The sequence below is a fragment of the Desulfopila sp. IMCC35008 genome (assembly GCF_010646885.2).
Taxonomy (GTDB): Bacteria; Desulfobacterota; Desulfobulbia; order Desulfobulbales; family Desulfocapsaceae; genus Desulfopila.
In genome coordinates this window covers 255,453-281,686 of sequence record NZ_CP050700.1, presented here as the reverse complement: position 1 = coordinate 281,686, position 26,234 = coordinate 255,453, and the positions used below count along the sequence as shown (strand labels likewise).

Sequence of the window (26,234 nt, the reverse complement as noted above, 5' to 3'; positions counted from 1 at the left end):
TAAAAAAACCCCGGACCAATGTAGCTGTTGATCCGGGGATGCCCTGTTATGTCCACTCAGATATATATCAGGATTCTCTGGTCCGCGAAGAATCATCTTTTGCTGTTCAGGCAGGTCTTCTGACTTCCGGATCATCCTACTTGCAGTACCTTCCCCTTCACGCATACAAAGAGTGGTATCTTACTGCTTTCGTCCCCGGTTACAGCGGCGGGCCCGTTCCGGATTCACACCGGATTCCCTTTTTTTCCACATAGGTGGAACCTGAACTGTGCCTACATAGTAACGTTGTTATCCGTGGGATGTCAACACTTCTTTGGCTTTAATTCACACCTCTTTTTTCGCAAAAAATAGAAAATAAATAAGAAAAAACAATCTGATGAAGACTCATTTGTCTTTTTTGTTGTATACTGTATTATCTTCAGTTTACCAGCCAGCTCGAACCACCTGCCACCCTGCCCAAGGGTGACAGGCTGCAATCAGCAGTAAATAAAGGATCCAACATTACAGACTCCGGGAGGGAAGTCATGAAACGGAAACCATTCTTCAAGTTTCTCTGCATGGTCACCATCTTGTTCTATAGTTCAGCAACCGTTATGGCCGGACAGGTTATAACCAATTCAGAAAGGGACTGGGCGAAAAAAGCCATTAAACAAGAAGCAGATCTCGGTCTGCTTGACAGCACCAACAGCATTGCCGTTCTCAACTATCGCAATCTTACAGGAATCAAACAATTTAATGGTTTGCAAAAAGGGCTCGCCCTGATGCTGATCACCGACCTCTCAAAAGTTGACAACCTGTTCGTGGTAGAACGAATCAAAATGCAGGCACTTCTCGATGAAATGGATCTCGGCATCTCCGGCATAGTTACCCCGGAAACCGCCCCGGCAGTTGGTAAACTCTTAAAAGCAGCCTATGTCACAACCGGCGATATTGGTGAAGGTGGACTCGACCAGTTACAACTGACCCCGTCCCTGCTGGACGTCCCTTTTGAAAAACAGTCAACCCTGCCGGTTGCAGCTGGTGATATTGATAATATTGTACAGCTTGAAAAAGAGATCGTTTTCAATATTACGGATAAACTGAGTATCTTTATTCCGGAAGAGAAACGAAAAGAAATCTTGGTGCCGCTGTCGCTCTCCACTGCAGCTCTCCTGGCCTTGTTCCTGGCTGTGGACTATTCCGACAAGGGCATGTATGAAAAAGCTGCCGAGCTATACAGTGAAGCGCTGGCCGAAGACCCGGGACTTGAACTGGCCCGGGAGTCGCTTGTTGAGCTCCAAGATATGGGACTCATTGCACGGCAGGATTTACCCGTTGTTGAAGAAACCGTTCCTGCACCAACTGAAGGCGGATCGAGCATGGGCACGATTATCGGTGTAGGGCTTGGTATTGCAGCCATCGCCGGTGTTGCAGCAATTGCCGGCGGTTCTTCCTCCAGCTCTGACGATGGCGGGAGTACAGATCAGAACACGGACACGCCAAGCGATTCGAGCCTGCCAACCGTAAGCACCAGTGACGAAAACCTGAAATGTTACGACGACTACGTAACCTTCAATTTCTCTGAGTCGATGAACACCAATGCAAACTACCAGGTGGTACCCGACCAGTCCGTCGAACTCAGTGCAAATTGGCAGACAGACAGCAGACTCCTGGTCAGCCCCGGAGACTCCACACTGTGCGACACAAAGGGCCCGGACACTCTCACCCTGCAACTTTCCGGCTTCAGCTCACTGGAGGGAGAAGCCCTAAGTGGCCAGACGTCATTCACATTCGGCATCACAAAATAATAACACGACACAATCTTCAGGGGAGTGCACCTTACTCCCCTGAAGGAATCAATTGCACTGCCGCCTGTTCAGCAGCACCCAGCCAACCCTCCATATCGGCAGAAACAACTGTCGATTCCGCAGCCCTTAAAACAACTCCCGATGCAACCTCCACCATCCTCAGATCAACCCGGAATTGCTTCCCTATCAGCTGATAGCCCCCAAACACCATCAGCTGGGCTCCTAACACCCTGCCCACTTCCAGACGACTGGACTGGCTCGCCAGTGACGAACTGCCAAGGCTGAGTTCCTCCAGCGCCAGGATCAGCTTCTGGCGCTCGACAAGCTCAAAGCCACCGGTGGTTGAGAGTGTTTCGCTGATTCTGGCAGATAAAAATTCCTGCATTGCACCTAAAGCCGGGTGCACCGTGACGCTCATATCTTCAAGATCCCATACCGCAATAACGCTCCCCTCGCCATAGGTCTTGGGCACGGGCGCGGTTTTTTCGGCAACACAGGCGAGAAGAACAAACTGGAGAAAAAACAGGATCCAGGGAAGATAAACCACACTCACTGCCCTCTTCATCGTAACCTCCTCAACCACCCACAATGCCCGGTACTTCCCGGATCTTATCATCAGTTTTCAACGGCCGACTCTGCTCCACCACACGTACGGTACACATATCCGGTTCAACGCGCACAGCCTCCACTTTACCTATCTTCGCAGGCATACCGCGCATGGTCTTGCCTTTGTATTTAATGGGTTTTCCTTCCTCAATTACCTCGAATACGGTTCCGGCAACAACCCCCTGCCCTGAGCCAAGATTAATAATCGCTTCCTCGCCACTGGACTGGACGATATAACCCCGCAGAGGATATTTGGTGACGATGGTTTCCAGTATTTGCCTGTTCAACCATAGCATATCCTCTTCAAAATTGGCTCCGCTCTGGGGGAGTTTTCGGGTGAGTACCTTAGGGATTGAAGTTGTCTCAGAATCGATAAGCCGCATATTGAGCAATGATGAATCCGGCAAGTGCAAAAGGGTCCCGGTAGTCACCAGTTTGGCTGCCATAATCCGTCCGAGCTTCAACGCCGTCTCAGGATCGGCAAGTTCCGAGCTGCCGATATTCAATTCTTCCAGCAGGCGGTCCATTATCACCCTTTCAACAACCTGGACCCTGCCGGTCTGGTTGAGCTGTTCTGCGAGTTGCGACGTCAATACGGAAGAAATACCGTCTCGTGGAGAGAGCCCGCCTTTCTCCTGAAAATCAACAAAGGTGACAATCATCTGCTGTGAGGTCCAATCATCCTCTTTTTGAAAGAGGGACAGAAAGCTCTTGTTGCTCTTATATCTCTGGGCAAGTTCCTTTACCAGCCGGTCAACTCTTTCCTTTTCGGCGATATTCTTTTTCAGGCTGAGCAGCTTTTCTGTTTTGGCCGCAAGGACACGAGCGTATTCATCATTCTTATTTACAGTCAATGCCTCCTGGAAAAGCTCCAGGGCCTTCTCCAGCTGCCCCTCCTTCTGGTATGTCACCCCCTTGTTGGACATAGCCACTAAATTGTACGGGTCAAAATCTATTGCCTGATCATAATGAATCCTGGCCTGATCGAAATTACCGAGATCCGCCTGCAACCTTCCATACTGGTTATGGGCATAGGCCTTCTGGAAAGAGGCTCCGTCTGTTTTGGCCACAGCTTTTTCATATTCCTGCTCCGCTTGCTGTTCCTGATTCTGGCTATAGAGAAAATCCGCTTTCAACACATTCACATAGCCACGGTCCGGCGCCTGCTCCTCCACCATATCGGCAAGCTCCATGCCCTTCTCTCCATCACCCTTATCAAAGTTAACTTTGGCCAGCCCCTCAAGACCAGCAATTTTGGCATCACCTGTCTCACCGGCAAGCTCCATAAACACATCCTCTGCCTCATCTTGTTTATGAGACTTGAGGGCAGCATAGCCATAGAGCGCCTTTGCCTCATGACTATCCGGATTTTTTTCCTGAATCTCCCGGGTCAGGGCCAGGGCCACAGGCAACTCCTCCCGCTGCAACTCCTTCTCTGCCAGGGCCAGCAGCATCTTTTCTGTTGATTCACCTCCGCCCTGGAAATAATCGACAATCTTCAGGCCCGGTCCGAGTATATACGTAGTAGGGAGTATGAACTCCGCCCCGTATTTTGCACTGACATCCTGGCTATCGATCATCACCGGGAAACCAGCGTCGTGGGCAACGATAAAATCAGAGACCTTATTTTTCGATGAGGTTGTAATCCCCCATATCAACAGGTCCGCCGTCGGGAATTGTGATACCAGCTTATTAAGACTTAACAAGCCTTCCTGGCTGGCAGGTGAATCGGTATCGAAAAAATAGAGAATGATAAGACTATTATCCTTAACTGATGAAAGTTTGTGCTTTCGTCCGTACACATCCTCGAGAGTAAATCCGGGAGCCTCCTCCCCGGGCATGAGCTGGGCATTGACAAAACTCCCTGTACCAACCACCACCATCACCGCTAACATCCAGATCAATGTTCTCATAAGAGTCCCCATGTCGCATCTCCGATTGTAGTAAACATGCTTAGCTGACCCGCAAATACAAACCCCTTTCACGCTCATTGGTTTCATCCTGAAACTATTTAGGAAAAAGCCGGACAGACAATGGCGCCTTCATATCCCCCTTACTCAGGTCCAGTTGCCCCTTCCAGTCCCCGTACCCATCAAGCTGCAGCATAATTTCATGTTTTCGGGCACTCAGACTTTCCTTGAAAGGTGTCTTTCCCTTATACTCACCATCCACATAGAGTCTCGCACCTTCCGGTCGGCTGGTCATATTCAACACGGCCAGGGCTTCCTGTTTCTCCTGCGCCTGCGGGGGAAGCGAGGCAACGACTGTTTTTGGGGCCTGATCCGACACATCTTCAGTGAGTTCTTCCGGCTTTCTCTCCAGTATTTCCGTCAATTCCTTCTCGTCGGGAAGATCCTCGACCTGCACTCCTGCTGACTGATCACCCTCTGGTTCAGTCGATGTGCGATCCTCTACCAGCGTCCAACCTTCCGGGCCCCCCCCCTGCTCCTGTTCCTGCCCTGTGCTTTCAACCAGAACAGCAGGAGCACCAGTCTCCAACTCTTCATCCAGCTTCTCATCTCTTCCATCACCAAAGGCAGGATTGGTAAAAATGTCAGTCATTTCTGTTTCCGGTGTATCGGCAGTATCTGTCTCGCCGGTAACGTTGAAATTGGCAGCGTCGTCTTTTCGTTCGTCCGCAGTTACCGTCTCAGACTGTTCAACCTGGTGGACCACAACATTTTTGGCCTTCACCTCATCGACCGTTATGTGTACCGGTTCACCTGGTATCTCCTGCTCAACGACCATTTCCTGACTACTCTCACCCCCACTGCCATCACCTTGTTCTACAGGTTGGATTGCTGGTGGTGCAACCGGTTCTTCCACCCTTTCTCCCTCCACCACTTTTGCTTCATCCATTCCTACCGTATCTGCCTCTTCCGGGGACAAATGACCATCCTTGACTTTCATTTTAGCTGAAATCGAGTTCAGAAGAGATTCCGGGGTTGGCAGGCCGGGAATTATCTGTTTCGATGCCAGAAGATACGCCCCTCCCAAGAGGATACAAAAGAGAAACAACAGGGTTGCCACTTTACCGACGCCGGTTCTATTTTTTGTTCCAGCAGCTGAGTACCCATCGACGGATGGCGGAGGTTCCATGGCGTCAGCAAGAGCCGCTCCGCTCGTATAGCGATCAGCTGGATCACGAGCCATGGCCTTCATGATTACCGTTGATAGCCATACCGGCACCTCGGGATTCACGTCCTTTGGCGTCATAACCTCCGCACAGGTTATGGCATTAAACAGGGCTCCGAGGTTTTTCCCCTTGAAAGGACGCTCGCCTGTTGTCAGTTCATACATGATCACACCAAGCGAATAAATATCCGACCGGCCGTCCACCGGCTGCCCCGTCACCTGTTCTGGGCTCATATACACCGGGGTCCCGAGAATCTCACCAGCCTGGGTCATCTGCTGTCCGTCCGGATCATCGATATGGGCGATTCCAAAATCTGTGACCTTCACCTGGCCGCTTTCAGAACAAATAATGTTGGCCGGTTTGATATCCCTATGAACGATACCTTTCCGGTGTGCATAATGCAGTGCGTCAGCCACCCGCCGACCAACCTCAACTGCCTGGTCGACACTGATCCTGCCCGCCTTGAAGAGTTCATCGACCGGGGTTCCCTCAAGCAGCTCCATGGCGATATATACGGTGCCATGATCCTGGCCAATATCAAAAACGGTCACGATGCCCGGGTGGGATAACCTCCCCACAGCCGTCGCTTCTTTGACAAACCGCTTCACGTAATCATCAGAGGATACGCGATCCTGTCGTAACACTTTCAGGGCCACAAGCCGATCGATCTGCGGGTCGTGAGCCTTGTAAACCACGCCCATTGAACCCCGGCCAATTTCAGAAACAACACTGTATCTACCGTATTTCACTGGTCAAAATACTCCTGTAAAAAATCAACAATCGCCTCTAACGGAAGTATAAAGCCGAGATCGCCCGCCTCCCTGTGCCGCCCTTTAACCACCCCTACCAAAGAACCGTTTATATCGAAAACAGGGCTGCCGCTCCCGCCGGGCTGCACCTCAATACCCGCCTGCCAGAGAAACGACTCTCCGATCTTTCGTGGTGGCCCGTTGATAAATCCGGTATGAATTGTCCCCCTCATATTCATGGGGCAACCGATAGAATAGACCCGCTCCCCAACCACCAGCAGATTACGCCCTTCCCCGACCCGCACGGCTTCCTCTTTTACTGCATCTACCCGGATCAGGGCCAAATCCTTTTCAAAGTCAGCTTTTACGACATCTCCTTCATAAAAAAGACCGGTATTCGACATCACCTTTACCCGTTCATGCTCAAGCAGGTCGTGGGCAGTACACAGGATCAACCCTTCGTCATCAATAAAGAAACCGCTAAACTGTACACTTCGCCCAGCCGCTTCCGCGTGAATGCAGGCGACATGTTCAATCTGGCCGAGGACTGGCGACGGCAGAACGGACGTTTCAGAAACATCCTGAGTCCCTCCAGCCTTGCCACTCTCAAGGGCACTCCTCATAGCGGCGACAAGCACCTCATCGACACCACCCGTTATTTCCACCGACACTTCTGAACCCAAGGCTGAATAGGGTGAGACAGTTACCCGCCACTCCTGCCCGTTCTTTTCTTTTGGAATCCCGGTCACCAGCACCTTACCGTCCTGCAGATCTTTCTTTTCCACCCCCAAACCAGAGTCCGCCATCCAGCTCATCACCTCGTAAAGGGTCTCTGATACCGGTCGTACCACCCTGACGTGCCACCTTATGCCTTCAGTTTCCGGTACAACAGCCCCTACAGGCATAACCGGCCATAATAATAAGAGCACTAGAATCAATTTCCTCATCAGGCTACACCCACCAGTGCTACCGTAATATTATCACGTCCCCCAGCCCTGTTGGCCATAGCCACAAGCTGTGCTGTTTTTTCCGGCAGATCTCCATCACGCCCGAGACACACTGTTATCTCCTCCTCTCTCACCATGTCGGTCAACCCGTCGGAGCAGAGCAGGAAAAGATCCCCCGGTCGGGTCCTGCCTCGAATAATATCGACATCAAGTACTTCGTCGTTGCCAACTGCCCTGGTAATCAAATTCCTGTATCGGTGTTTTCGGGCCTCTTCAGCGGTCAACTCGCCCTTATCAAGTTGTTGCTGAACAAAGGTGTGATCGCTGGTAAGCCGTGTAAGACTCTTGTTCCTGAAGCGGTAACTGCGACTATCCCCTACATGTCCCACCACGAATCCTCCAGAAGAGACAAGCAGCAGTTCAGCCGTACATGACATACCATGGCATTCCGGATGGATACCGATATGATGTAGAATCATTTCGTTGGCAGTGGAAAAAATCTCCTTTATAGCTGCAACACATGCCCCTTCGGACCAGTCCTGCATCTGATTTATATATCTAGCGACACTTGAAATAAACAACCGGCTGGCAACCTCACCAGCTGCGGCTCCGCCAACGCCATCAGCCACTGCTGCACAACCTTGATCAGGATACACTGCACAGGCATCCTCATTATTGCTGCGCTTCAAACCGGGATCTGTAACTGCAAAGGCAGTAATGGCTGCACTCTTCACGGCGTATACTCCATACAGGGTCATGATGGAAATAATCGGAAAACATGACAGAAACGATCAATATCTGTTATTATACCATGATATACTTCCCGATATCCTACAATTACCTCATATCATTATTGTGTTGGCCACCTGTTATGAAAGCACCTGTTATTAAAGTTGAGATGATTCATATCGACGGCCCGTCCAAAGGGGCTATCCAGGAATTTTTCGAAGATTTTATCTCCATCGGCAGGCATCCCGACTGCCATATAACCTTTCCCCCTTCATTGACCACCATCTCCCGTCATCACGTTGAGATACGAAGGGAGGGAAACAGGTTTATCGCCACCGACAAAAGCACCAACGGCACACTGGTCAATGGCAAACCCATTGAGGAAGTGGTACTTCGGAACGGGGATGTATTGACCATCGCCGAAAATGGCCCCAAAGTAAGTTTCATTGCTACCATCATGCAGGACGGGACACCGAGCCACGAACCTCCCGCCGATCTTTCTCAGCCTGATGTTTTGCCTGAAGCATCCGCAGCTCAGGCCAAGCCAGGTCCTTCCCCTGAGAGCATCGTCGAACAGGTTATTGAGCCTTCTCGATCCCAGGAGAAACCACAGCCACCACCCCAACCAACCCCGCTACAGGCAGTTTCAACGCCTTTTATCATCCAGTTCGGGCCAGTCATCAAAAGCTATTCAGCGCTCCCTGTAACACTGGGCAGTGGGCCCGACTGTGATTTTACCCTCAGCCACCCGGCCGTGCAGCCCCGGCACGCGCAAATTTTTCATTCAGAAAACGGTTACAGCATCAAAGACCTGACCGACCGCGGCCTTGTTACCATCAATGGAAAACCGGTTGGTACCGAAACTCTACTCCCACCCGATACGTGCATCGCCCTCTCTCCGGGCGGACCGTTCTTCCAGTTCCTGGGTGAAGGCCGGCTTGCGGAAATCGAAGCAAGTGAAACCTCCCCGAACCAGGAGAGTGGGCAGACCAAAGACGGCTCTGGAAAATCGTTCTGGCCCTTCAAAAAAAACAGGTAGTTTTTGGAGGAGAACCAGGTAACTCACTCACCCAACCATCATCTCCCCCAGGGAATCACGGAAAGCATCTTCCATATTCACCACCGCGTCCGGATCAACTATTTCCTGAAAAGCCGGAATTCCGGATAATTGTGTCACCTCCATTATAAAAGTATCATTGGGGAGGAAGGTACCGAGCGGTACAGAGAGCAACATAACCGGCAACCCTCCGAACTGATCAAGTTGTATCACCTCCACCCGATAGCGGAGATCTTCCAGCAACATCTGCAGGGATGGAAACGTTTTAAAGAAAAGAACCAACGTCAGGTGGCAGAGAAGTGCCTGGCGCATCTCATCCGGTTGCCGTGCCTCGTTGGCAGCCATTATATTCTGCAATCGTTTGAGCGGACACTCTGACTGGTACGAGAGAACAAACTTCGTAGGTGAGGTTATAGTAACAGTCTTCGTTGGATCTCCCTCAATTTCGAGGCTGTATTCAAGAGGCAGACACTCTATCGTTCCAGCTATCGGGGGCATCGGCGGCTGGAGTTTCTTGGGCAGCTGAAAAGGGTCCTCACACAAACCACTGTACATCTCCTGCAGCTCGGCAAAGGCCTTCTCCGAGCCATTAATTTCCTGTTGGGAAGAACTTTTCACATAGGTACCCAAAAGTTTTCGGGGAATGAAGAGTGGACGCAACGTTGTCAGATGTCTTTTCAACCGGGCACCAAGATCTGCCCCGATCTTTGCCGTGGCCTGACGAAGCTTCAGAAATTCCTGATTGTCGAGATCCTTGCGGGTAATATTCGGTTCTGCCATGTTGTTCCCCTTCTTCTGCATTTATGATAAACGAATAACGTACGCCTCCGCTTCATCCTCCTGGCTGTATGGGCAGAACATAACGGCCTTGGGCGCCCCTTCCACTTTCACAAAATAGGAAGTATCCGCATCCAGCACATTCTGGACAGCCCAACCGTCAAAACTTACCTCACCCATATCTATCTTGAGGCCCTGCTGCGCATAGTTGAGAACGGACTTCTCCGGTAACTGGCCGGAATTGCCCACCGCATGCATCTTGATAGTTTCTCCTTCGGTCGCAAAAATCACGCCCTGCCAATCCTTTCCCACCGGCCCGACTTCAAACCACTGGCCAATCTGGGGAATACCGTACACATCAATCCGGTAAGGAAGTGTCACCTTCGCTACCGGTTTATGCAGTGCTGCAACAATCTTGGCCCCGTATCCACTTGGCTCGCCCTGGTATACAACACAGTTACTAAACCTTTCAGGAAGAGTATCGGCTGTAACGGGAGGGGTACCCGCCTGCACCACAACAATGGGAAAAGCGATTCCCTTTTGGGCCTGTGTGGTCAAGGCCAACATTGAAAGACCATATCGAACGGACTTTTTTACCAGAGATTCTGCCGATCCATAAATAATCCACATCTTCACATTCTCATCGACCAATTCCCCGCGGGGTTTGCACCAAGCCATCTTCTCAAGATCATCTTCCCAGAAATGACCGTCGATTTCCAGACCGTACTTTTTCAAACTGGCCATGATATGCTGAACAGCGTCCTGCGCTCCCTCAAGCGATGTAAGCCATATCTTTTTTTTCATGCCTGTTTCCTGTAGCAAAATTGTTACGATTCGACAAAGCCGAGTGGGTTATCCATATCGAACCCGAAAAGTCTGGGGTTCTCGCCAATTACGGCGGCGGAAAAAATATAAAAAACGTAATCGTAGGTCTGTTGCGGGATCTTCTCCCGATATTTCTCCAGGAATTTCCAGAAATTCCTCTCTTGCGGGTTCTCCGGCATTTCCCTGAGCAACCTGTTCACCCTGGTTTCACCCCAGTTGTATGAAGCCATTACCAGCAGTCCCGATGCCTGTGCGTCCGTATCATAGATAGTGCGCAGATATTTGGCAGCAGCCCGGGTGGATTTATAAAAATTATGCCGATCATCATTGGGATCCGGTTTCCTCACTTCGGCGAGCGGCCCCGTCTGTAAACCATAGTATTTTGCCGTCGACGGGATAAACTGCCACATCCCCTTGGCAATCCCCCACCGGGTCTTGGGTCCGCAGGCATTGACGTTGAAATTGCTCTCCTGCATGGCAAGGTAATAAAACTGCGGCGGCAGATTATAGGTCAGCATGGCCCCGGCAATGGGCTCGCTGTACCCATTCTGCCGGGCCCTGGCTACCGCATTGGCAAACCTTCTGGTCGATTTCCACTTCTCGATATAGCGCATCACCTCATCCGCAAAATCCTCGGGCATGAAAATCTCGCACTCACCAAAGGTGCGGGCCATCCTGAGTATCAACTTCTCCTCGGGACTGATGCTCTTTTCATAGATATCCAACTGTTCGACAAAATGGGAATAACTTTTCTCCAGTTCCTTATTCCGCTCCTCAAACTGTTTCACCTTGGCTATTGTTACCGGATCCTTCGACTTCCTGGCACTCTCCAGCAATTCGGCAAATTCCAGTTCCAGGGCCTTCATGGAGTAGAATATTTCCCCGGCAAGCTCCCGCTGTTTCGCTACCTGCAGATGTTTGTACACCGCCACCGAACCGGCTAGCACAAACAGGAGAGTGACCACCGCAATGATCGAACCGTACCTTTTTTTCTGCTTCTTCTGCACCCTCTTGTACGCCTGGCGCATCATCATGGTGTGTTCGCCGGCTTCTTCTTCGCCGTCGTCATCAAAATAGCGTTTCTGGTACTGGGTAACGGTCAGCGGGTCTTCCTTTTCGGCCGCGGTCTCACGCGGATAAGAGACCTGGATCAACAACCCGGGACCACCCTCACCAAGCTGAACCCGGATATCTCCCTCTAACTCTAACCGATTAATCCGCCTGTCATTAACAAACAGCCCGTTCGCGCTGCCCTCGTCAACCAACCACCAGCGATCAGCCAGCAACACCACCTCGGCATGCTTTCGGCTTACTACGGGATCAGCAATACAGATCTCACATTCGGCAGCGCGACCGATACGAAATGACCGGGAAAGCACCTTCGTTTCCTGCCTGCCCTGCGCATTGGTGAAAGTGAGCTGCAAACTCACCTGTCTGCCGTGCGTGGAACCGTTTGTCGATTTCCCTGTCATCGATCACCACTAATCCGATCCATCATTCCGGTTTCCTTTTCCGTCTGGCGATTATGGCGCCACAAGGACCTTAGTCTGGCTTGGTGCAACCTGAGCTCCGACCGGCATATTGGCGTTCGTACCGTTATGGCCGGTTATCGAGCCTAGGTAGCAGACCTGCTGTCCTTGGGCCTTAACCTTACCACTGCCCTTCTTGTAACAAATTTTGCCCATATTCATGCCCGACATTACCCCTTTGTTCACACCCGCTTCATCCCCCATCGACCTTGATATTTCCGACTTTTTAGTCACTGCTTCCTTACCGCAAAACTTCACCTTTGTTGCCGTCTTCTTTGCCTGGTTAACCATTCCCGTATTCGGATATGGAGTGGGCACCGGTGGCGCAGGGGGAGCCGGGGTCAGGCAGACATCCGGCATGGCAAAGCATTGACCGCCTCCTTTGGTGGCTGCTGGCATTATTCCTGGCATTTGTCCTCCTTCCGTTTTCTAAACCAACCCTGGAGTATGTCGGAGAATTGAGGCAAAAAGCATTCTCGGACAGGCTCCTAGCCGAGATGTATTTTCTCGGCCTTAACCTTTACGTCTTCTTCTGCTTTCAATACTGTGCTCCGACTTTTTTGAAAAAATGTCGTATCACTTAACAACCTGAGACGTCCGGATTTAATCTGGACCAGGTTGGTTGCTGTCTGGTACCAGTCTTTGACCCGGCTGATCACACTCACCGACGTTGTCTCAACTTTTTCTGCAAAAAACCTCACTCGCAGAGCTTTACCGATAAATTCCCTGGCAACCATCCGGTACTCACCAAAATGAAAGCTGCCCCGTTGCCCGGAAAGATTAATGTCCCTTCCCCGCAACCAGACCTGCCGTTCATTAATGGATACCTGCCCGGCGATATCATCCTGTTCCGGGCCTGCTGACAGAGCAACGGAAGTCTGCCCCCTTATCGACACCTGACTGCTCTGAAGCGCAATTTCCCGCTCGGCAGCAAGTTCTATCCTTCCTGCCGGGGCGTTGATCTCAATATCTCCTTCACCAGCAATGCATGTTTTCCCGCTCTTGCAATCGTATTCCACCATCAACCGGTTATCCGGCGAAAGCACCTGGATAACGCAGACCTCATCTTTAGTAACAAGGCGAACAGAAGCACCGTCCGGCGCAACCAGACGACGCTCTTGCTGTGCGCTATTCAGCAGCCCTATGATAAACAGGTTTTCGGGAGCTTCACCACTCACCAGAACCCGGTCACCGGCATGAAGGTGACCGGGATACTGTAAAGCGATGACAGCATCAAGTCTCTCGACGCCGCTGTCACAGGCATAATACAGCTGAGCTGTCCTCCCTCCTTCATCGACGGACAAAACAAGCGCGGGGCCGAAAATACTCGTTGTATCCCGCATAACTGTGGTTGCTATATCATCTTTCATAGATCACCCCGGGTTGATCGTAAAGGCGGCAGAGGAGGCCTCCATTGCTCGGCTCTCAGCCTTTCAGGATCGGTACGTTCTGCCAAATCGAGTATGGCTCCCCGCCATTGCACTGACTCTTCCCGCATCCCGTGCAGGAGGGTCTGGGTCAGGTCTGCATTGGAAAAATCGGTAGCTTTAAGGCGGGCATGGGAAAAGTCGGCAAATTTAAGCTCGGCATTCGTAAATATGGTGCGTTCGCATTGAGCAGCGCTGAACTCACAACGCTCCATTCGACAGGCAGTAAAATCGGTGTCCCCAAGGTCAGCCTCCCCAAAGCATGAACAGCGCAGATCACTCCCTGCAAACGTTGCCCCGGCGAGCACTCCTTTTCGAAAATCGACCGTATGCCCATTTACCTCCTTCAATGAACATTGACTCAAGTCGGCAGAACTCAGATTGCATTGACACAAGCACCCCTTATCCAGAAGTGCCGAAGACAGATTTGCCATTTCCAGATCTGAATCAGAAAAATTGCAGCCGCCCAGGTCCATCCCCGCAAAAATAGTGTTCTTTAACGAACAGTAATTGAAAGACACCCCGTCAAGCACTGTCCTCCTAAAATCAACACCGTCAAAATCAGTTGATACAACTCGTGCGCCGCTCAAAATTGACTGCTTGAGATTGGCCCCTCTCATTTCACAGAACAATATTTCTGCGCCTGACAGATCCACAGCCGACAGGTCACCGCCACTGAATCGACAATTATCAAGGGTGGCCCCTGCAAAACTGGCATGCGCTAAACAGCCTTCACTAAAATCACAGTCTTGAAGCTGAGCCCCGCCAAACGCTGCCTGGCGCAAATCCATCCCGGAAAAATCAACGTTTATGAGTTGTAGCCCGCCAAAATCAACTCCCGAAACATCTGACTCCTGAAACATCAGGGAAACCAAAGACGAGTCACGAAAATCTGCATTGCCAAGAAGACAACCGGAAAAAAACACGTGGTGAAGCTTTTTCCCTGAAAAAGAGACGCCATTGGCATCACAATTGATAAAAGAGCAGTCCTCCAGATCGTCCGGCAGGACCGACATCAGCCTGGTAAGATCAAGCTGTTGAAAACTCGCTTCGTTAATGTCGGCCTCCCCCAGGTCAACTTCAAGAAAAGACATGTCGGTAAACGTTGCCATCCTGAATGACGCCTGCTTAAAAACACCACCCCGCACAAGACAGGAATAAACGGAACTGGATATGAGCGACGCCTCGGAAAAATCGATTCTTGTCAGCGAACAGGAATGAAACGACAGTTCCGCGCCATCTATAGCGCAAAAAGTACTATCCTCTAACTCCGCTCCCTGGAAAAGAACTTCGCGGAGTGAGGCCCCTTGAAAGTCAGCCTGTTCCAGTCGAAAAACACCACTTGCATAGCCGACGACCCCTTGCTCCTTAAGCACCGGAACAGTAGACTCAGACAAACCAAAATCCTCAAGGGTGACCTGCACATTCTCCTGCTCCGTCGTTGGCACATTGGCAGATGAAAAAACTGCGCCATCCAGGCATGTTTCACGGAAGAGGGTTCCGTACCCGAGAGCATTTGCAAAGACAGTTCCCTTCAACTTCGCCCGTGAGAAATTGCAGTGATCCAGGCAGCAGTCAAGTATCTGCACGTTCTTAAAAATGGCCTCCTGAAAGTCAACCCCTGCCAAGTTGCATGCGGTAAACACCACATCGGTAAAACTACCCCCGCGTAAATCCGCTCCCTCAAGGTCGACACCATCCAGACAGACACGCTCAACAGCAGTCTTCCGGGTGACAAGTTCTTTCAACTCATCTGCTGAGACGAATCCACTCATACGGTTCTCCCGGCAAGTTTTGACATTGTCAGATTCGCCCCGGAAAAATCAGAGTTGGTAATCTCGGCATTAAGAAATTCGGCACCGTAGAGATTCGCATCCCTGAAAACAACCTCCGTCAGAACACTCGACTCAAAACTACTTTCGAAAAGATCCATCGATCCACATTGCGCTCTCTTGAAAACAGCTCCCAGAAATCTGCCAAATCGTACATCGGCACAGAAACAATTGGTGTTGTCAAAGGACGCACCTGAAAAATCGGCAGATTGGAGGTGGGTATATGAAATATCCGCATGATCCATTATGGCGTTTTCCCATATGGACTCCGGACCCGTCGCCTCGCACAAAATTGCGCCAGTAAAGTCTGCCCCCTCCGAGGCCCTCAATTCTTTAAGGTCTGCACCAGTCAGGTTAATGCGCTGAGCATTGGCACCCTCCATTGAAGCTTCCCCAAGCTGGGCTTGCCTGAAATCCGCCTGTTCAAGCAACGCCCTAGAAAAATCCGCCCGTTGAAACTGACTGGCAACAAGACGAGCCTGCTGCAGGTTGGCCCCACTAAAAAGGGCATCCTCACCGTTTGCCCCTGAAAGGTCAGCACGCACCAGCAAGGCCTGGTCAAAAGTGGCATGCACAAGCGATGAATTGCACATCAGACTGTTCGTAAAGATTGCGAAGCTGCAATCACATTCATCAAAAACAGTGCCTTGAAGATCTGCACCTGAAAAATCTGTCTGTTCACAGTTGGAGCCCAGGAACACAGCCTTTGCCAAACCGCACTCCCTGAAGTTAACTGATTGAAGGTACGCATTGCTGAACACAGCCTTATTTAAGTCGAGACCTGAAAGGTCAAGCCCTCTCAGGTCCTGGTCGGCAAATGTCCCCCCCTCCAGATAATGAGCAGCAACCCGCTCCCTTGTCCAATCATGCCGGTCTTCATCAAATATACCGTGTTCCTTGAGCAGCCGTTCTTCCAATTCCCTGTCGGCACTGCTGTCAGTTGGTGCAGGAACTACCGCTTCGGACTCAATACCGGCAGCCTCCAGCGCTTTTTTGAGTAGATCAATCTCTGCATCGATATCCTTTTGGGCAAGAGACAACGCACCATCGATATCCAGATCAGTAAAGGATACCTCCTCACTCTCCTCTTCTTCGAGATTCTCCTCCAAAAGTGCTGCCAACCCTCTTTGAAAACGTTGTTTTAAATTTTCCAGGGAATCAACGGGCTCTTCCTCATTTTCTGTACAAAGGAAGATATGCTCAATATCTTCTCCCCCCGGCTTTGCCGTTTCAATGACTCCGCGCCAGACAAGTACCAGAGTCTCTTCATCCATATCAATCCAGAGCGTATCAAGCCGTAATGCAACCTCCTGGCACTTCCTTCTTTCTGCTGCAGCCTTATCTGGCTTACTGACCAGACAGCGCACAGAAACACCTGGTAATCTGCTGGAATATTTGGAATGTTCTGGATGAAGATATTCGAAGGCCAGCATTTCATCACCTTTCAGGTATCCTTCCATCCTCAGCTCATCCTGGGCGGTATTATAATAGGTCCAGTCAAAATCTGCCGGAAACCATGGCCAGCGTCCCTGCACCCATTCCTGATCATACGTTCCCAGTTTGTCCACTCGCTGCGTCCATAAACTGTGCAACGGACCGAAACCGGCCGGGCCAGGCTGATCATTGCGGCTGACTACGAGGCGATGAAAATGTTCGATATTAGGCAATACATTTTGCCCGGGTCTCACTGCCCCCTGACCGCTAAAACCTCTTCCAACAGGGTTGTTACCGTAACCTATTCCCCCAAAGCTCTTCTCATAACGCAGTTCCATTTCTCGAAATGGCCGGGGATTGGAAATTCCACCGCCTGCACTCCAGTGTCGATCGCCAAAAAGCGCGAGCGTCTTGCTCTTCCCGCCGACCCTGAAGCTCACATGGCAGGCAGGCACAGACTCTCCCCCTGCTGGATAGCAGGTTCCGACCAACAGCAAATCAGCCGACGGTTTATAATGTGCAAAATCACTTGCATACCGGAGGCTCCCCACCCCATCCTGGTCATCGGGATAGAATTCATCTCCTGTGGGAAAGAGCTGTTCATCAGCAATGACCGCTGTTTCCCCGTGGCGTATCCTGAAAGTCCCCTTCACTATCAAAGTAAGAGAATTACCCGGGAAATTTACTTGTCCGGGGAGCGTGATACAGGGAAAAGGAGTGGTGTTCACAAATTCCATCAGTTTGTCGGGAAGAGTCCGCCTCCGTTAAATTCCGTTCAGACAACAGCGCCAATTATCATAGCGACGTTAAGTTCTTTGCATATATCGCCTTATCGAAAAACGAATCCTTGTTCGATTTCAGTCCGTCCTTGTTTTGAATATTGCCATACAAACGTACCAATCCCCCTTTGATATCAATCTTGGGAGACTTAATGGTGATTCCCCCGGGGGTAAGATCGATTGAACTGCCTCCACAGGATATTTTCACCCCAGCTTCGCCCTTGATCTCATTCAACGGTGCTTCACTAAGATTCTTCACTGCCGATTTACTAATTGATGCCCCTGCCGCTGTGGAGATCTTCAGCCCGGCAAAGTTATCATTGGCGATCCCTCCCACACTGGAACTTTTCGCACCACCGAACAATTCAACGGTTACAGATGCGTTCTCAGAATATTTGGCCCCGACAGTAAGCTCTTTAAACGCACCAAGATTGGCCGTATTTTTTGCGCCGACAAACGTTTCGTCTGTTGATGCAACGGTCTTTGATGTTTTTGAACCAATGAACAGTTCGTTGGTGGTTCCCATTGTCGTACGCAATACATCGGATCGATACGTAACCTTGAAGGTGCCATCCACATCCTCTGTAAATTCGCCGCCAAAATGACGAACCGTGTTTCCTAGCTGTTGGATTTCCTCAGGCCCTACAACATGCCGGACAATATTTCCTGTCGTGTTCATGAAAATATTGCCTCGATTCGGTGCCCCCAGGCTTATTATTGAGCCTTCCGTCGGTGATGAGAGATGAATTTGCTGCCCCCCTTCACTGTCTTCTATCCGAATCTGGTTACCGCCGCCCGTTCGTATCATAGACTGGCTTTGATTCCCTCCCTTTACCGGGCTCCCGGTCTCAGGGTTCGGTACCGAACCAGCGATAATCGGTCGGTCAGGGTCTCCATCCACAAAGGTGAGCAATACCTCTATCCCCTTATGCAACGGAAAGTGCATACCATAATCTGCTCCGGCATAGGGTTGAGCCATACGCACCCAGCGCGAGGCCTTTCCGTCACAGTTACCACTCTGGTCGAAGGGCAGGATTACCTTATAACGTCCCTCATCGTCTATTTCGGCATACTGGCCGTCACCGGCAGCATCGACCTTGGCATTCAATGTACCGTCGATCCTCGATTTCGGGGCATTACGCTCCGGACGGTACTGGACACTTTCCAGGATGCAGCCAAAACGATTCATATAGGCGGGGCCTTCAAGATCGGTAATACGGGAAGTGTCTGCCGACATGGCCAGGAACTCATCCTGAACGCCCTGATGGGTAATCTCTGTCAACAGATATTTCTGGTTGTAACTTTCCCGATAGTGTTCCTCCAGTTCAAACAAATAACCTGAGACAAAGGGAGAGACGGTGCTCTCTCCATAAAATACGGCCTCACGGCAGAGCAATTCCTCTGATCGTATCTTAGCCAGACTGTTTCCCTCTTCCGGGGTCTTGAAATGCTCGCCGTAGATATAGACATTGCCACGGCCCTCGGTATCTACATCGGCCTCACCCTTGAGATCCAGTGAGGGCTTTCTATAATTATAATCCTTAAGAATCACTTTCTTGGGCAGAATCTGCTGGCGGCAGGCAAACTCCATCACCTGCTCATACACAGAAGGAGTCGCCTCTCCCCGGGGGGAATACGTAACCGGCTCACCCTCTATGGGTTGATGGGCCGTGGAACTGTCGGTGATAATCAGTTTTTCTGCATCACCGCTCTGGTCAAAATAGTAATAGATGCCCTCCCTCTCCATCCAGCGGGAGAGAAAATTAAAATCCGTCTCATTGTATTGGCAAACGTATTCCCAGGGTTTATAGGACGAGGTCAGTTTCAGTTCATAATCCTGGGAGGTCAACCCCGACTGTTTAAGAACCTCCTCAATGATGTCAGGCACACTTTTCTCAAGAAATAGCATGTTTTCATGGTACTGGTCGGCCAGCCAGTACCTGGGCACCAGCTTCAACCGGTAGTAGATATAATCGTCATGCTCCTGCAGTTGCTCAAACAGGGCGGGGATGCCGTGGATTTTCCTCTCATCGGCACCTTCCGGAATAATGGTGAGCGTAGCCTGGTTTTGCAATACCGCCTTGAGGTCTATTTCCGGATCATCGGAATAGAGCATGATCTCGAATTCATAGAGCCTGGAAATCCCCTCACTGCCCTTAAATTCAGCGACCGTGAACGTGTCCTCGGGTACAGCTTTGGATACAAATGTGAAACTGAAACTTTCCTCGCGACTCATCACTCTTCTCCTGTGAACTCGATAACAAAACTGTTATCGTCTCCGACCGCCAGATTCAAACCACCCGGCAGGACAGTACCAGCCATCCTGCTGAGGATCTCCTGGGATATCTGCGGCAGCACCGTCCCGTTCATGATGTGGTCGATATTACGGGCACCGGTCTCAACCTCCGTGCAGCGGGCACTGATCTGCTGCACGACTTCCTGGCTGTACGTAAAGTCAATTTTGTGCGTTTCCTGCATCCGCCCGGCCAGCTTATCAAGTTTAAGAACCACGATATCTTTTAAGATGTCGGTTGGCAGGGTCAGGTAGGGGATGACCGTCATCCGAGCCAGGAGAGCAGGTTTAAAATGATCACTCAGGATTGGCCTGACAGCCTCCAGCAACACATCATAAGGGACAGGGTCGTCCCCCGTGGTCATTTCGGTAATAACATCAGTAGCAAGATTGGAAGTGAGAAAAATCACCGTATTCTTGAAATCGATGGCACGCCCCTCACCATCAGAAAGCACGCCCTTGTCAAACACCTGGTAAAAGAGGTTCATAACCTCCAGATTGGCTTTCTCCACCTCGTCAAGGAGCACCACCGAATAGGGTCGCTGACGCACAGCCTCAGTCAGCACCCCGCCCTCCCCATACCCCACGTAACCGGGAGGTGAACCAATAAGCCGGCTCAGGGTATGCTGCTCCTGGAATTCACTCATATTGATGGAGGTCACAAATTGTTCTCCTCCGAACATGGTGTCTGCGAGGGCTAAGGCCGTTTCCGTCTTACCCACGCCACTTGGCCCTACCAACAGAAAAATGCCCAGTGGCTGTCCGGGGTCCTTAAGCCCTGCCTTGGCCGCCTTGATAACCTCTGTAATTGATCGAAGCGCGGGAGCCTGCCCTTTTATACGATCTCCAAGCTTCTCGTCCAGGCTCAGCACGCCGGAGGCTTGATCGCGCATGACACGCCCAAGCGGTATGCCCGTCCAGTCCGAAACCACTTTCGCCACCACATCGGGATCTACCTCTATTCGGACCAGCATGGAATCTCCCTGGACCTCTTCCAACTCCTGCTGTGCCTGTTCCAGCTCTTTTTTCAACTCAGCCGGGTCTGACGTTGCCCCTGTCTCATCCGACTCGATTTCACCAAAGAGCTGCTGTCTGAGTGCAATGATTCTATTGCCAAGCGCCTGTTCCTTTCGCCACCTGTCAGATAACCGAGCGACCTCTTTCTCGAGCGAGCCCAGTTCCTCAGCAATTTCCTCAAGCCGGTCCGTATCCACCTCAATACCATGTTTTCTGTCCCTCTCCATGGCATCACGCTCGCGTGTCAGCGCCTGCATGGAACGCTCCCGGTCCTCGATCACATCCGGTTTGGCGGTCAGCAGTATCTTTACCCGGGCCGCACTGGTATCGAGCAGATCCACGGCCTTATCCGGCAATTGCCTGCCGGAGATATAGCGACTGGAGAGCTCTGCAGCGGCCAACACCGCGTCATCGCGCACAATCACCCCATGGGCCTGTTCATACTTGGTTTTGAGGCCGCGCAGGATCAGCGCCGCCGTCTCCCGGCTTGGTTCATCGAGTTTGACCAGCTGGAATCTCCTGGCCAGCGCAGGATCCTTCTCGAAATATTTTTTATATTCCGACCAGGTGGTAGCCGCCACGGTCCGCAGCTCCCCTCGTGCCAGGGCAGGTTTCAGCAGGTTGGCTGCATCGCTGCCACCGGCTGTTCCACCTGCACCAATCAAGGTATGTGCTTCATCAATAAAAAGTATAATCGGCTGGACAGAGCTCTTTATCTCATTAATAACCGACTTAAGCCTGTTCTCGAATTCACCTTTCATTCCTGCACCGGCCTGGAGTAATCCCATATCAAGCCCGAGCAGGGTCACGTCCCGCAGCAGTTCCGGAACATCGCCCTCGGTGATTCGGAGTGCCAGCCCTTCGACGACTGCCGTCTTACCAACCCCCGCCTCGCCTACTGCAATCGGGTTATTCTTCCTCCGCCGGGCAAGAATATCTATCATCTGGCGGATTTCCTTATCTCTTCCAAAAACCGGATCGATATCCCCCTCAGCCGCCTTGGCCGTAAAGTCAATACAATATTTTTCGAGGGCCGTCGTACCTGTCGGAGCACCGTCGCCCGCAGTCATTTTCTCACCCGGCTCCGGTGTTTCCACCGAACCTTTCACAATCTGCCAGAATTCTTCCTGCAGGTCGTCGCGATTCACAACCTGGAGATGGTCAAGGTAGGCGCCAGTCGCATAGCGACCCGGGCTTTTCAAGAGGGTCAAGGCAATAATACCCGAACGAATCCTTCCTTCCTCAAGATCCACTGAGCCGATAAGCCACGCCTCCTGCAGTAACTCCAAAAGCATTGGAGAAAACACCGGTTTCGATGCATTTCCTGTCTGAAATTCTTCCATGGTATAATCGAGGGATTGGACAAGACGTGCCGGCTCGATCTCAAACCGCCTCAGGATCATGGGAATATCCGCCTGCGGCTCCTCAAGCAATTTTGCCAGCGTATGTTCGATGGTTACTTCATAATGTGTGCGTGCGACACAGAGCCCAACTGCAGCTTCCAGACAACGGGTACAGAACGGATTCAAACGGGACAGCAATGACTTGATATCGACGGAAACCATAACAATTCTCCTTCATGACGAATGATGTCAATCAAAACTCGCAAATCGTACAATGGTAATGTTTCCCTATCTATAGGAGGTTACAGACCCCTTACTGTACTCCTCCTCTCGACTGTGGATAAAACGTCGTGCTGGTAACACCTATCTCCTCCCCGGAATAGAGCCAGGTATCGACCCCCAGGCTTGACCAGCGTGGACCACCCAGACATACAGTACGGGCCTGCTGTTCCTGCATGGAGACCCGGACCTCAAACTCCAGGGGATCCTGCAGGTAAAGTTCGGTGAGGAGCACCAGCCTGTTGTAGGAAACACTTCCAGGAAAAAAATCCCTGTACTGCTTGGCACTCAGGGGACCGACCTCGATACGAAACCGTCCCATCCTGTCATCAAGTTCCTTCCCGAGTACGCAGTCCTCACCGAGAACACCACCTGAAATACCGAGACGTAGCAGCTGGTCTTCTGGTATTCGCGCCTTCCTTCGGACACAGGATACAATATCAACAGGATAGCCAAGACCATCTCCCAGCAAAGTTTTCAGCCCGGAAGCAGAGCGCGGCCGCTGTGAGAACAACCCGAGATAGCGCAGGAGTTCATCGGCTGCCGGAATATCCCGGACATGTTTCTCGTCCCCAAAACCACCGAGACAGAATAGCCGCTCCTTATAGGGACCCCGGCCATTTTCCATAAGATGGTAAAACGGCCTGTATTTCTGGAGACACTCAAAAAAAAGCAGGTAAAGCCGGTGATTCAGTGAGTCGACAAACTCCCGGACCGCTGACCCATCCTCACTGGCCTCATCAAGAAGATCCTCTGTATAAAAGGTGGGCAGTGGAGAGGATGGTCCGTATAAGCCGAGAAAGTTTGCGATCACCTCATAGGTAGAATCCCCAGATTCCTCCTTTTCAGATACCTCCTTCACATCCGCCTGTGGGAAGGCTAATGAGAGATGCGGCCGGATACGGACATTCCTGGTTTGCTCGGACACATCCAGCTCAGCCCGTGCCCGATTATCCAGACAACCGAGAAGCCGAACAACCTGAAAAAAGGAGTAACCGGCCCCATTTTTCAACAGGTCCTGCTTTAAATAAGCGGGTGTTCGCCCGTCCTGGCCGGCCATTGATATGTCTCTCCTCTAAAAGAATCGTAAAGCGTAAACCTGCTGTACGCATTCAGTGATGAATACAGACCGAAAAATTCATCCAGCACACAGCCAAACAGGTAGAAATCGCCTTCCCCTGCAAAATGATCGGATCTTGCCTTCACCGAAATATCCTGGCCGCGAAGGATCAGGGCAGACACCAACCTGTTGGCCGGCTTGGCTGTCACCTGCTCAATACCATCTATTCGTTTCTTGTTCGCCAGCAATCCTGTCCGGTCCCTGGTTTCCGGAAAGAGATAAATATCCAGCAACGCTTTTAAGTTGTCGGCACTGCTCAGCGACACGTAATTCAGGTTTAGATGCGCTAACAGCCGCCACAGCAGATTCCTGCCGAACGGTGGATAGACCCCAAAAGTCGGCTGCATGATATTGCTAAACTCAGCAAACTCCGGGGAACTGCTGGTCGCCTGGGAGATATCACCTACCCGCAGGTTTTCCGGAAGATCACCGTTGGTACAGACCAGTTTGAGCGACAGTATTTCTGTAACCGGCAATCCCCCGTCCCGGGGATAGGAGACCTGCAGATAGCTGTCTGCCCCCGGCCGCACCGGCGATTTCTTTAAAGACAACTGGTACACCAGACTGTTCTTGCCATCATGATTGAAGCAATTAAAATGGCTATATTTTCTCTCCTGTGCCGTCCCCTGGACATGGCCTACAACATCCTCTACACTATACACCTGGTAATGACGCGTATTGGACGATGCGGGTCGAACGAGATATTCACTTTGCTTATGATCCGCCCGTATCGGATCGGCCTCAAACGGGAACAGGTTGATGACAGGGGTGGCAAACAGCCGAAGACTCTCCGTCCTGATCCTTGGTCGTGCCTGAGGTTGCTTCTTGAGTTCAAACAGGATCTCAAATGCGCTTGCATCTCCGGCATAGTGTATATCTCCCAGTCCTTCCAGATCGAAAAAGAGGAATTTCTGGGGAAAAATAAAGTACTCCTGCAGAATCCTGTACGGCTGGAAAGAATGCGACGGATAAGGAATAACCCCCTCACCTTCAGCAAAACCCACAGGCCTGATTGCCTCAGGCCCCAAAACCTTGAGAACACGACCGTCAGCGGTCCGTATCACTATGCTTTTGACATCTCGCCGAAAGAGCAGGTTGTTTCCCGCCGCCTCACCATAATTCCCAGCAAGATGAAAACGCAGCTTCCCGGGTCGCCAGTTGGCAAGGTTCATTCCTTTTAACTGAAAGGTTGTCCGGATTGCCGAAGGCTTCCCGGACGGTTCGATATATTCCGCGCCTGTCAGCTCAAGCGGGTGTATCTCCGTTTCGAAACAGGTCTTAAACAAACAGACAGTCCCCTCGACAGGCAAAGAGGCCACCTGGACACCCGCCTTGACCAGCAACGATTGCTTCAAGGCAGGTTTCGGCCTAAAGGTTATAATTGAGCAGGAGGGTACAGGCCGCAGATAATGAGGCCAGACAAGCTGTATCAACTCATGGATAATCTCAGGGAATTCATCATCGAGCTTCTCACGAATCTGGCCGGTAAGAAAAGCAACCCCTTCCAGCAACCTTTCCACATCAGGATCGGAAGACGGCCCGCTCAACATCGGCGCCAGGGCCGGGTGCGCCTCTGCGTACTCCGCCCCCAGCTCCTTTAAATAAGACAGCTCCTGCTGGAAGTATTTATTGAACATTATTTGTCATGAAATAAGTACCTTGCCGTCCTGGTCCACGGTGCTTTCGAGCACCACCGGCAGTCTCTGTTCCCGCGTTACCAGGCGGGCGGAAACCTGAAATCGCAAAGTCATAGGATCTTCCTCATTGGGGACAAGCTTCACCCTGACCGATTTCAACCTCGGTTCATATGTCTGGATAGTCTGCCGGATAGAACGTTCGTAATCTCTCAAGGAGTCGGGATAATCACGGAACAACTCAAAAAAGTCCGGCAATCCGTAATCTTCCCCGATAGGTACATTCCCCTGTTTGGTGTTCAGTATTTTTTGAAGATGTTCGCGGACAGAATCCATAACCCTGCCCGAATCCTCCCGGGTTCTGCGCTGCGGTTCACGCTCCCATGAGAGGATTCTCTTCAGCAGCCTTTCCTCGTACATTGATCACCGTTATCAGAAATCAGGTTCTCTGGCTCCAATGGTCGATATGCTCAACCCCATCTGGCTCATAGGTCCAGCGGACATAACCAAAGACAAAGCTGACCTCCTCGGTGGCTGGTGCCGTCGCTTCGGCAGGGTCAATCACATCGGGACTTGTTCGCCTGATGGCTGAAATCCGTCCTTCCTGGATCTCAATTGTAAAAAAGTGTTGCGTGGTACCGTCACCCTCAGGATTCGGACGATAAAACTTAAATTCCCCCTCTACAACTTCATTATTACACAGTGCCTTGGCCAGCAGGGGGGAACTCTTATCGATGCGCTTGGAGATCGTTATCGGCTCATAGGTTCGCTCCCCGGAAGCCATTCCCGATGAAGCCTCACGGGCCGTTCTCACCGAGTCGGAAAAAGCCAGGCACTCGATTGTATTTTCCCTTTCCATGGATGTTATGGTGGAATCCCCCTGAACATCTGCCCCATTTGCTTTCAACGCTAAATGCACTGTCATTGCCATAGC

At 51.2% G+C, this 26,234-nt stretch carries 20 protein-coding genes and 1 riboswitch; of the genes, 2 read left to right on the top strand and 18 right to left on the bottom strand.

All coding sequences use genetic code 11. From position 1 onward, the window contains the following. Window positions 1-91: 91 nt before the first annotated feature. Window positions 92-280, bottom strand: a riboswitch (cobalamin riboswitch). Between the two features lie 244 nt (window positions 281-524). Next, on the top strand, window positions 525-1,787 hold the full coding sequence (locus GA520_RS01230) for a CsgG/HfaB family protein (protein ID WP_163337210.1): 1,263 nt from the start codon (window positions 525-527) through the stop codon (window positions 1,785-1,787). A 31-nt stretch (window positions 1,788-1,818) separates the two neighbouring features. Here the strand turns inward: GA520_RS01230 and GA520_RS01225 are convergent, their stop codons facing one another. From GA520_RS01225 to GA520_RS01205, 5 genes are all read right to left on the bottom strand, one after another. Then, window positions 1,819-2,352, bottom strand: a complete 534-nt coding sequence (locus GA520_RS01225) for a CsgG/HfaB family protein (protein WP_163337209.1) — start codon at window positions 2,350-2,352, stop codon at window positions 1,819-1,821. A 10-nt stretch (window positions 2,353-2,362) separates the two neighbouring features. Next, window positions 2,363-4,306, bottom strand: coding sequence for a redoxin domain-containing protein (locus GA520_RS01220; RefSeq protein WP_163337208.1), 1,944 nt, complete (start codon window positions 4,304-4,306; stop codon window positions 2,363-2,365). A gap of 94 nt (window positions 4,307-4,400) precedes the next feature. After that, window positions 4,401-6,278 (bottom strand): serine/threonine-protein kinase, encoded by a 1,878-nt coding sequence (locus GA520_RS01215; protein WP_163337207.1) that lies wholly within the window; start codon window positions 6,276-6,278, stop codon window positions 4,401-4,403. Then, entirely contained in the window at window positions 6,275-7,207 is a 933-nt protein-coding gene (locus GA520_RS01210) for a serine protease (RefSeq protein WP_163337206.1), read from the bottom strand. The genes GA520_RS01215 and GA520_RS01210 overlap by 4 nt, the downstream gene beginning before the upstream one ends. Window positions 7,208-7,224: 17 nt before the next feature. Further along, window positions 7,225-7,959 (bottom strand): Stp1/IreP family PP2C-type Ser/Thr phosphatase, encoded by a 735-nt coding sequence (locus GA520_RS01205; RefSeq protein WP_163337205.1) that lies wholly within the window; start codon window positions 7,957-7,959, stop codon window positions 7,225-7,227. Between the two features lie 137 nt (window positions 7,960-8,096). On the opposite strand from GA520_RS01205, the gene GA520_RS01200 reads away from it, so the two are divergent. Continuing rightward, window positions 8,097-8,993 (top strand): FHA domain-containing protein, encoded by an 897-nt coding sequence (locus GA520_RS01200; RefSeq protein ID WP_163337204.1) that lies wholly within the window; start codon window positions 8,097-8,099, stop codon window positions 8,991-8,993. Window positions 8,994-9,020: 27 nt separating this feature from the next. On the opposite strand, the gene GA520_RS01195 is transcribed toward GA520_RS01200, so the two are convergent. The 13 genes from GA520_RS01195 to tssD all read right to left on the bottom strand — a co-directional run bounded on the left by GA520_RS01195 (window position 9,021) and on the right by tssD (window position 26,231). Next, window positions 9,021-9,791 carry a hypothetical protein gene (locus GA520_RS01195; RefSeq protein ID WP_163337203.1) on the bottom strand — a complete coding sequence of 257 codons (771 nt, stop codon included), beginning with the start codon at window positions 9,789-9,791 and terminating at the stop codon, window positions 9,021-9,023. A gap of 21 nt (window positions 9,792-9,812) precedes the next feature. Next, window positions 9,813-10,592: a hypothetical protein gene (locus GA520_RS01190; RefSeq protein WP_163337202.1), complete on the bottom strand. Its 780-nt coding sequence runs from the start codon at window positions 10,590-10,592 to the stop codon at window positions 9,813-9,815. A 23-nt stretch (window positions 10,593-10,615) separates the two neighbouring features. After that, a complete protein-coding gene (locus GA520_RS01185; protein ID WP_163337201.1) occupies window positions 10,616-12,085 on the bottom strand; it encodes a transglycosylase SLT domain-containing protein in 1,470 nt (489 codons plus the stop codon). Window positions 12,086-12,136: 51 nt separating this feature from the next. Continuing rightward, on the bottom strand, window positions 12,137-12,553 hold the full coding sequence (locus GA520_RS01180) for a DUF4150 domain-containing protein (protein ID WP_205749223.1): 417 nt from the start codon (window positions 12,551-12,553) through the stop codon (window positions 12,137-12,139). A 77-nt stretch (window positions 12,554-12,630) separates the two neighbouring features. Further along, window positions 12,631-13,512 carry a DUF3540 domain-containing protein gene (locus GA520_RS01175; protein ID WP_163337200.1) on the bottom strand — a complete coding sequence of 294 codons (882 nt, stop codon included), beginning with the start codon at window positions 13,510-13,512 and terminating at the stop codon, window positions 12,631-12,633. Further along, a complete protein-coding gene (locus GA520_RS01170; RefSeq protein ID WP_163337199.1) occupies window positions 13,509-15,344 on the bottom strand; it encodes a pentapeptide repeat-containing protein in 1,836 nt (611 codons plus the stop codon). The genes GA520_RS01175 and GA520_RS01170 overlap by 4 nt, the downstream gene beginning before the upstream one ends. Beyond that, window positions 15,341-17,572, bottom strand: a complete 2,232-nt coding sequence (locus GA520_RS01165; RefSeq protein ID WP_163337198.1) for a DUF2169 domain-containing protein — start codon at window positions 17,570-17,572, stop codon at window positions 15,341-15,343. The genes GA520_RS01170 and GA520_RS01165 overlap by 4 nt, the downstream gene beginning before the upstream one ends. A gap of 58 nt (window positions 17,573-17,630) precedes the next feature. Beyond that, the gene (locus GA520_RS01160; protein ID WP_163337197.1) at window positions 17,631-19,850 is read right to left on the bottom strand and encodes a type VI secretion system Vgr family protein; all 2,220 of its coding nucleotides are present in this window, start codon (window positions 19,848-19,850) and stop codon (window positions 17,631-17,633) included. Continuing rightward, window positions 19,850-22,489 carry a type VI secretion system ATPase TssH gene (gene tssH, locus GA520_RS01155; RefSeq protein WP_163337196.1) on the bottom strand — a complete coding sequence of 880 codons (2,640 nt, stop codon included), beginning with the start codon at window positions 22,487-22,489 and terminating at the stop codon, window positions 19,850-19,852. The genes GA520_RS01160 and tssH overlap by 1 nt, the downstream gene beginning before the upstream one ends. A gap of 91 nt (window positions 22,490-22,580) precedes the next feature. Continuing rightward, window positions 22,581-23,606, bottom strand: a complete 1,026-nt coding sequence (tssG, locus tag GA520_RS01150) for a type VI secretion system baseplate subunit TssG (protein WP_163337195.1) — start codon at window positions 23,604-23,606, stop codon at window positions 22,581-22,583. Next, a complete protein-coding gene (gene tssF / locus GA520_RS01145; RefSeq protein ID WP_163337194.1) occupies window positions 23,570-25,303 on the bottom strand; it encodes a type VI secretion system baseplate subunit TssF in 1,734 nt (577 codons plus the stop codon). Before tssF ends, tssG begins: the two co-directional genes overlap by 37 nt. 6 nt (window positions 25,304-25,309) lie before the next feature. After that, window positions 25,310-25,720: a type VI secretion system baseplate subunit TssE gene (tssE, locus tag GA520_RS01140; protein WP_163337193.1), complete on the bottom strand. Its 411-nt coding sequence runs from the start codon at window positions 25,718-25,720 to the stop codon at window positions 25,310-25,312. Between the two features lie 19 nt (window positions 25,721-25,739). Beyond that, window positions 25,740-26,231, bottom strand: coding sequence for a type VI secretion system tube protein TssD (gene tssD / locus GA520_RS01135; protein ID WP_163337192.1), 492 nt, complete (start codon window positions 26,229-26,231; stop codon window positions 25,740-25,742). Between the last annotated feature and the right edge of the window lie 3 nt (window positions 26,232-26,234).

Coding starts and splice junctions, on each gene's coding strand:
- tssD (WP_163337192.1), bottom strand. CDS start 26,231: ATGGCAATGACAGTGCATTTAGCGTTGAAAGCAAATGGGGCAGATGTT.
- tssF (WP_163337194.1), bottom strand. CDS start 25,303: ATGTTCAATAAATACTTCCAGCAGGAGCTGTCTTATTTAAAGGAGCTG.
- GA520_RS01230 (WP_163337210.1), top strand. CDS start 525: ATGAAACGGAAACCATTCTTCAAGTTTCTCTGCATGGTCACCATCTTG.
- GA520_RS01225 (WP_163337209.1), bottom strand. CDS start 2,352: ATGAAGAGGGCAGTGAGTGTGGTTTATCTTCCCTGGATCCTGTTTTTT.
- GA520_RS01190 (WP_163337202.1), bottom strand. CDS start 10,592: ATGAAAAAAAAGATATGGCTTACATCGCTTGAGGGAGCGCAGGACGCT.
- GA520_RS01195 (WP_163337203.1), bottom strand. CDS start 9,791: ATGGCAGAACCGAATATTACCCGCAAGGATCTCGACAATCAGGAATTT.
- GA520_RS01220 (WP_163337208.1), bottom strand. CDS start 4,306: ATGAGAACATTGATCTGGATGTTAGCGGTGATGGTGGTGGTTGGTACA.
- GA520_RS01180 (WP_205749223.1), bottom strand. CDS start 12,553: ATGCCAGGAATAATGCCAGCAGCCACCAAAGGAGGCGGTCAATGCTTT.
- GA520_RS01165 (WP_163337198.1), bottom strand. CDS start 17,572: ATGGAATTTGTGAACACCACTCCTTTTCCCTGTATCACGCTCCCCGGA.
- GA520_RS01160 (WP_163337197.1), bottom strand. CDS start 19,850: ATGAGTCGCGAGGAAAGTTTCAGTTTCACATTTGTATCCAAAGCTGTA.
- GA520_RS01170 (WP_163337199.1), bottom strand. CDS start 15,344: ATGAGTGGATTCGTCTCAGCAGATGAGTTGAAAGAACTTGTCACCCGG.
- tssE (WP_163337193.1), bottom strand. CDS start 25,720: ATGTACGAGGAAAGGCTGCTGAAGAGAATCCTCTCATGGGAGCGTGAA.
- GA520_RS01200 (WP_163337204.1), top strand. CDS start 8,097: ATGAAAGCACCTGTTATTAAAGTTGAGATGATTCATATCGACGGCCCG.
- GA520_RS01185 (WP_163337201.1), bottom strand. CDS start 12,085: ATGACAGGGAAATCGACAAACGGTTCCACGCACGGCAGACAGGTGAGT.
- tssH (WP_163337196.1), bottom strand. CDS start 22,489: ATGGTTTCCGTCGATATCAAGTCATTGCTGTCCCGTTTGAATCCGTTC.
- GA520_RS01175 (WP_163337200.1), bottom strand. CDS start 13,512: ATGAAAGATGATATAGCAACCACAGTTATGCGGGATACAACGAGTATT.
- tssG (WP_163337195.1), bottom strand. CDS start 23,606: ATGGCCGGCCAGGACGGGCGAACACCCGCTTATTTAAAGCAGGACCTG.